The sequence below is a fragment of the Nocardia carnea genome (assembly GCF_029868855.1).
Taxonomy (GTDB): domain Bacteria; phylum Actinomycetota; class Actinomycetes; order Mycobacteriales; family Mycobacteriaceae; genus Nocardia; species Nocardia carnea_A.
The window spans coordinates 1-7,858 of sequence record NZ_JARWOV010000041.1; the positions used below are offsets into that span (position 1 = coordinate 1).

At 68.2% G+C, this 7,858-nt stretch carries 1 protein-coding gene; it reads left to right on the plus strand.

Going from position 1 to position 7,858, the window contains the following annotated elements:
* Nucleotides 1-4: 4 nt before the first annotated feature.
* A partial coding sequence (locus tag QH195_RS03440; protein ID WP_432278823.1) for an amino acid adenylation domain-containing protein occupies nucleotides 5-7,858 on the plus strand: 7,854 nt, incomplete at its 3' end.

Sequence of the window (7,858 nt, forward strand, 5' to 3'; positions counted from 1 at the left end):
TTTGGTGTGGATGCAGTCCGAGTACGGTTTGCTGGGTTCGGATGTGGTGTTGCAGAAGACGCCGTCGACGTTCGATGTGTCGGTGTGGGAGTTCTTCTGGCCGTTGCAGGTCGGTGCGCGGTTGGTGGTGGCGAAGCCGGACGGTCATCGGGACCCGGTCTACCTGGCCGAGGTGATCGATGCGGAGCGGGTCACGGTGGCGCATTTCGTGCCGTCGATGCTCACCGTGTTCGTCGCAGCGCTGCCCGGTGAAGCCGGCGCGCGCACATGTGCGTCGTTGCGGCTGGTGTTCTCCTCGGGTGAGGCGTTGCCCGCGAAGCCCGCGCAGCGGCTGCGGGAGCTGACCGGTACGGCGGTGCACAACCTGTACGGCCCGACCGAAGCCGCGGTCGACGTGACCTATCACGAAGTCTCCGATGCGGATACGACGACCGTGCCGATCGGTGCCCCGGTGTTCAACACTCGGGTGTATGTGCTGGACGGCCGGTTGCGGCCGGTGCCGGTGGGTGTCGCGGGTGAGCTCTATCTGTCGGGCGTGCAGTTGGCGCGTGGCTATGTGGCGCGGCCGGATCTGTCGGCGGATCGGTTCGTCGCCGACCCGTTCGAGGTCGCCGAGCGTATGTATCGCACCGGCGACCTGGTGCGCTGGAACTCCGTGGGTGAACTCGAATATCTGGGCCGTACCGATTTCCAGGTGAAGTTGCGTGGTCTGCGGATCGAGCTCGGTGAGATCGAGACGGCGCTGACCGAGGTCGACGAGGTCGCGCAGGCCGTGGTGGTGCTGCGTGGCGATGCCCGTACCGGGGACCAGCTCGTCGGTTATGTGGTGCCGGCCGCCGGTGCCGTGATCGACAGCGATGCGCTGCGTACCGCACTGACCGGCCGCCTGCCGTCGTATATGGTGCCCGCCGCCTTCGTCGTGCTCGACGCCTTCCCGCTGAACGCCAGCGGCAAACTCGACCGCCGGGCCCTGCCCGAACCGGTCTTCGCGGCCCGGGCCTTCCGGGCGCCGTCGACTCCGATCGAGGAGATCGTGGCGAATACGTTCGCCGAGGTTCTCGGTGTGGAGCGGGTCGGCGCGGACGACGACTTCTTCGAGCTGGGCGGTAACTCCCTGATCGGTATGCAGGTCGCCGCCCGGATCGGTGCCGCACTCGGCTCCCAGGTGCCGGTGCGGGCACTGTTCGAGGCACCGACTGTGGCGGCGCTCGCCGTGCGGGTGGAACAGTTCGGCGCCCGGACCCGGCCGCCGCTCGTGGCCGGACCGCGCCCGGAACAGGTACCGCTGTCCTATGCCCAGCAGCGGATGTGGTTCCTGAACCAGTACGACACCTCGTCGGCGGCCTACAACCTGCCGATGGCGATCCGTCTCTCCGGCGACCTCGATGTGACGGCACTGCGCGCCGCCATGGGCGATGTGGTGGCCCGGCACGAATCACTGCGGACCCGCTACCCGGAACTGGGTGGCCGGCCGGTGCAGCTGATCCTGCCCGCCGACCAGGTCGCACCGGACCTGGATCCGGTGCAGGTCCCGGCGGACGAAGTGACCGCGCAGGTCGTCGAGTTCGCATCGGCCGGTTTCGACGTGGCCGCGGCCGTGCCCGTGCGGGTGCGTCTCTTCGCCGTCGCACCCGGGGAATTCGTGCTGGTCGTGGTGCTGCACCACATCTCCGGTGACGGTTTCTCGCTGGCGCCGCTGGCGCGTGACGTGATGACCGCGTACGCGGCCCGCGCCCAGGGTGAACTCCCGAACTGGGATCCGCTGCCTGTCCAGTACGCCGACTACACGCTGTGGCAGCGCGAGGTACTGGGCGCCGAGGACGATCCCGAGACCGCGATGGCACAGCAGATCGCGTTCTGGCAGCAGGCGCTCGCGGATCTGCCCGATGAACTGGTGCTGCCCACCGACCGGCCGCGGCCGGCGGTGGCCTCCATGCGCGGTGCGACGGTACGCGGCGAACTGGGCGCCGAGCTCGTGCGGAACCTGAACGCTGTGGCCCGCACCCGCGGTGCGTCGATGTTCATGGTGCTGCACGCCGGTTTGGCGGCGTTGCTCGCACGGCTGTCCGGTAGCGACGACATCGCCATCGGTACGCCGATCGCGGGCCGTGGTGAGCAGGCGCTCGACGATCTGGTCGGTATGTTCGTCAACACCCTGGTGCTGCGCACCGCGGTCGGGTCGGGCGATTCCTTCGCGGATCTGGTGGACCGGGCCCGCCGGGCGGATCTGGACGCGTTCGGGCACGCGGATGTGCCGTTCGAACGTCTGGTGGATCTTTTGGCGCCGGAACGTTCGCAGGCTCGCAACCCGCTGTTCCAGGTGGCGCTCTCCTTCCAGAACCAGGAGCAGGCGGTCCTGGATCTGGCCGGACTGACCGTCGCCGGTATGGAACTCGCCGACGATGTGGCCCGCTTCGACCTCCAGTTCACCCTGGCCGAAAACAGTTCGGGCGGTATGGAACTGGTATTGAACTACGCCACCGAACTGTTCGACGAAGCGACCGCGCAGACCATGATCACGCGGTTCCGGCAGCTGCTGGCGGCGGTCGCCGCCGATCCGGACGTGGTGCTGGGTGATCTCGCGCTCCTCGATGCGGGCGAACGCCGCGAACTCCTGTCTCGTACGGGTGGGCCCGCGGTACCGGCGCGGACCTTGCCGGAGTTGCTGGCCGCTGCCGTGGCCGTCGATCCATCGGCTCCGGCGGTGGTGTTCGACGGTGCTCGCTATTCCTACGGGGAGTTCGACGAGCGGTCGAACCGCTTGGCGCGCGTACTCATCGGGCGCGGTTCGGGTGCGGACGATGTGGTGGCCGTGGCGGTGCCGCGGTCGGCGGATTCGGTGCTGGCCGAATGGGCGGTGACCAAATCCGGTGCGGCGTTCCTGCCGATCGACCCCACCTATCCCGAAGACCGTATCGCCCATATGCTCACCGATTCCGGTGCGCCCGTGGGTATCACGGTCGCCTCGGTACGGGCCGATCTGCCGGATACGGTGGACTGGCTGATCCTGGACGAATTGGACCTGGACCGCTATTCGGCCGCACCGGTGACCGACGCCGACAGAGTGCGGCCGCTGACACCGGCGAATACCGCCTACGTCATCTACACCTCCGGTTCTACCGGCTTGCCCAAGGGTGTCGTCGTCAGCCATGCAGGTTTGGCGAACTTCAGTGCCGAACAGGTGGAGCGGTACGGGTTGACCTCGGCGTCGCGGGCGTTGGCGTTCGCTTCGCCGTCGTTCGACGCCTCGATCCTGGAACTGTTGCTGGCCGTCGGTTCGGCCGGTGCGCTGGTTGTCGTGCCGACCGGTACCTATGGTGGCGCCGAGCTCGGTGAGCTGATCTCCCGTGAGGGTGTGACGGTCGGCTTGATCACGCCGTCGGTACTGGCCTCGCTGGACCCGGCCGATCTCGCGGCGATGGAAGTCATCGTCTCCGGTGGTGAAGCCATTTCGGCGGATCTGGTCGCGAAATGGTCGACCGCGCCGGCAGGTGGGGCCGAACGACGGCTCCACAATGCCTACGGCCCGACCGAGGCCACGGTTGCCACGAACATCAGTGGTGTACTGCATGCCGGTGACCGGGTGACGATCGGTGGTCCGGTGCGGGGTATGCGGGCGCTGGTGCTCGACGACCGGTTGAACCCGGTGCCCGAGGGTGTGGCCGGGGAGTTGTACGTCGGTGGTGTTCAGCTGGCGCGGGGCTACCATGCCCGTGCGGGTTTGACTGCCGAGCGTTTTGTTGCAGATCCGTACGGTGAGCCCGGATCCCGCTTGTACCGCACGGGTGATGTGGTGCGCTGGCGGCGTGACGCCGCAGGTGATCCGGCGGTGGAGTACGTGGGCCGTAACGACTTCCAGGTGAAGGTCCGTGGTTTCCGTATCGAACTCGGTGAGATCGACGCCGCGCTGACCGCGCACGAGACCGTGGACTTCGCGGTGACGACGGGCCACAAGAACGCGGCGGGCGCGGTGTCTCTCGTGTCGTACGTGGTCCCGGCTCCCGGCGCCACCGTCGATATCACCGCCGTCACCGGTTACGTTGCCGAGCGGCTGCCCGACTACATGGTGCCGGCGTCGATCATGGTCATCGACCGGATCCCGCTGACCCCGGCCGGGAAACTGGACCGCAAAGCGCTGCCCGAACCGGTTTTCCAGGCGCGTACCGCCTTCCGCGGGCCGCGCACACCGGTCGAGCAGGTCATCGCCGAAGTCTTCGCCGAGGTGCTCGGCGTCGACCGGGTGGGCGTGGACGATTCGTTCTTCGCCCTCGGTGGCGACAGCATCGTGTCCATCCAGCTGGTTTCGCGCGCCAAAGCCCGCGGTGTGGTCTTCACACCACGGCACGTCTTCGAACAGCGGACAGTGGCCGGGCTCGCGTCGGTCGCCGAATCCGCCGACGCCGACAGCGTGTTGCAGACGCTCGTCGAAATGCCGGGTGGCGGTGTCGGGTCCATGCCGTTGACACCGATTGTCCGGTTCATGGCCGAACGGCCCGGCTCCTTCGGCCGGTTCCACCAGCTCATCACCCTGGACCTCCCGGTCGGTGTCGACCGGGAGACCATCGCCGCCGTGGTGGGCCCGGTCATCGACCGGCACGACATGCTGCGGTCGCGGCTGTACACCGCCGAGGGCGACTGGATCGTGGAAACCGCCGCACCGGGCAGTGTCGACGTGGACGCGCTGATCGACCACACCGTGTTCGACGGCACCGCCACCGGTGCCGAATTGTCCGAGTTCGCCGCGGCGGCCGTCGATTCCGCACTGGACCGGCTCGATCCCGAGAACGGCATCGTGGTCCGGTTCGTCTGGCTGGAACCCGATACCACCGACCGGCACGGCCACCTGGTGGTCATCGCTCATCACCTGGCGATCGACGGTGTGTCCTGGCGGGTGCTGGTACCGGATCTCGTGCTGTCCGCTGTCGCGCGCAGCGCGGGCCAGACCCCCGAACTGCCCGCACCGGTCACCTCCATGCGGACCTGGGCGCATGCCCTCGAACGCAATGCGCACAGCCCGGAGCGGCTCGCGGAACTCGAGTACTGGCGGACCGTCGCCGGTACCGCCGATCCGCTGCTCACCGAGCGCCCGCTGGATCCGGCGGTGGATACCGCCGGTGTCGTGGACGTGCACGCGGTCCGGGTATCGCCGGAGGTCACCCAGGCCCTGCTCACCACCGTGCCGGCACTGTTCCACGGTGGCGTGAACGACGGTCTGCTCACCGCGCTCGTCCTGGCGACCGCCGCGTGGCGGGCCCGGCGGGTGCCGGGTGCGCCGCTGGACGATCCGCTGCTGATCCGGCTCGAGGGTCACGGCCGCGAGGAAGAGATCGTGCCCGGTGCCGATCTGTCCCGCACGGTCGGCTGGTTCACCGCGCTCTTCCCGGTCCGTTTCGAGCCGGCCGGGATCGATATCGAGGCCGCGCTCACCGGCGGGACGGAAATGGGCGCCGCGCTCAAACTCGTCAAAGAGCAGTTGCTCGCGGTCCCGGACAAGGGTGTCGGCTACGGTCTGCTGCGGTACATGAACTCCGAGACCGCTGCGGACTTCCCGCGGAATATGCCGGGCCAGGTGAACTTCAACTATCTGGGTCGTGTCGGTGCCGGTGAGATCCCCGAGGAGATGCACGGTTTCGGCTGGCTCCCGACCGCAGATCTGGCCGTGGACGTCGGTTACGACGCGGATATGCCGGCCATGGCGCTACTGGATATCAACGCCATCGTGGTCGGCGATGCCCTGACCGCCCGGATCGGCTACCCGACCACCCAGCTGTCGGCCGGCGAAGCCGCCGAATTCGGTGAACTGTGGGTGCAGGCACTGGAAGCGGTGGCCTGCCATGCCGATTCCGCGAATGCGGGCGGCTACACGCCGTCCGACTTCCCGCTCGTCGAGCTGACCCAGCGGGATATCGAGGGTATCGAGCAGCGGTTCCCGCTGCCGGTCGCCGATATGTGGCCGCTGACCTCGCTGCAGGCCGGGATGCTGTTCCACGCGCAGATCGCCGCCACCTCGGTGGACGTGTACACCGCACAGGCCGTGCTCACACTGACCGGCCGGGTGGACGCCGAACGGCTGCGGGCCGCGGCGCAGGCCCTGGTGGACCGCTACGAGAATCTGCGCACGGTGTTCGTGACCGACCGCGCGGGGAACTCGGTGCAGGTCGTCCTGGACGAGGTGCCGGTCGACTGGACCGAGCATGATCGCAGCGCCACCGGTACGGCGGACGATCTCGTCGAGGCCGACCGCCTGCGGCGTTTCGATCTCACCGAACCGCGGCTGATCAGGTTCACCCTGATCAAGACCGGACCGGACACCTGGCAGTTCGTGGTGTCGAACCATCACATCGTGCTCGACGGCTGGTCCATGCCGCTGCTCATGCGGGATCTGCTGGCGCTGTACGCGGTACGCGCCGACCGCACCGCCTTGCCGGCGGCCCGCTCCTACCGGCACTTCCTGGACTGGGTCGCCCGGCAGGACCACGATGCGTCGCTGGCGGCGTGGTCGTCGGCGCTGGCCGGGGTGAACGAACCGACCCTGCTCACCCGGCCGGATTCCGCGGGCGGTGCGTCCACGCACGAGATCGAGACGCTGTCCGGCGAATACGCCTTCGAACTGGATACCGCTGCCACCGCCCGGATCGTCGCGCTGGCAGCCGAACTCGGTGTCACCGCGAATACCGTGCTGCAGGTGGCGTGGGCGATTCTGCTCGGCCGGATCACCAGCCGCGAGGACGTGGTGTTCGGCGCGACCGTCTCCGGTCGACCGCCGCAGCTGTCCGGTGTGGAGACCATGGTCGGGTTGTTCATCAACACCATCCCGGTGCGGGTGCGTTTCGATCAGTCCGAACCCGCGCGGGAACTCGTCACCCGGACCCAGGGCGAGCAGGCCGATCTGCTGGACCACCACTATGTGGGCCTGGCCGATATCCAGGCCGCGGCCGGACAGGCGAACCTGTTCGACACCCTGCTGGTGTTCGAGTCGTATCCGGTGGACGCCGAGGGTATCCAGGAGCAGGCCACCGATATCGACGGGATGGCGGTGACCGGGCTGACCGCGGTCGACGCCACCCACTACCCGCTGAGCCTGATCGCCACGCTGGGTAGCACGCTGCGGATTCGCGCCGGTTACCTGCGGGAACTGTTCGACGAGCCAGGGGTGCGCCGGATCGCCGACCAGCTGGTGCGGGTGCTCACCGCCCTCACCGCGGCACCGGACCGTCCGCTCGGCGAGATCGATCTGCTCGACGACGCGGAACGTGAGCTCGTGTTGCGCGGGTGGAACGACACCGCCCATCCGGTGGATTCCGCCGCGACCCTGGTGTCGATGTTCGACGCGCAGCACGTCCGCACCCCGGACGCGCCCGCGCTGACCTTCGGCGAGCAGACGCTGTCCTACGCCGAGTTCGCCGCCCGGGTGAACCTGCTGGCGCGCTGGCTGATCGACCGCGGCGTGGGTCCGGAATCCTTTGTGGCCCTCGGGATGCGGCGGTCGATCGACCTGGTGGTCGGTATGTACGCCGTCACCGTGGCCGGTGGCGCCTACGTACCGCTGGACCCGGACCATCCGGCCGAGCGCACGGAGTACATCCTGGCCACCGCGGACCCGGTCTGCGTGCTGACCTCGGCGGACGATCTGCCGATCGATACCGCCCAGGTGCGGATCGACAAGCTGGACCTGTCCGGGTACAGCGATGCGCCGATCACCGATGCGGATCGGGTGGCGCCGTTGCGGTCGTCGAATACGGCGTATGTGATCTTCACGTCGGGTTCGACGGGTCGGCCGAAGGGTGTGGCGGTGTCGCATGCGGCGATCGTGAACCGTTTGGTGTGGATGCAGTCCGAGTACGGTTTGCTGGGTTCG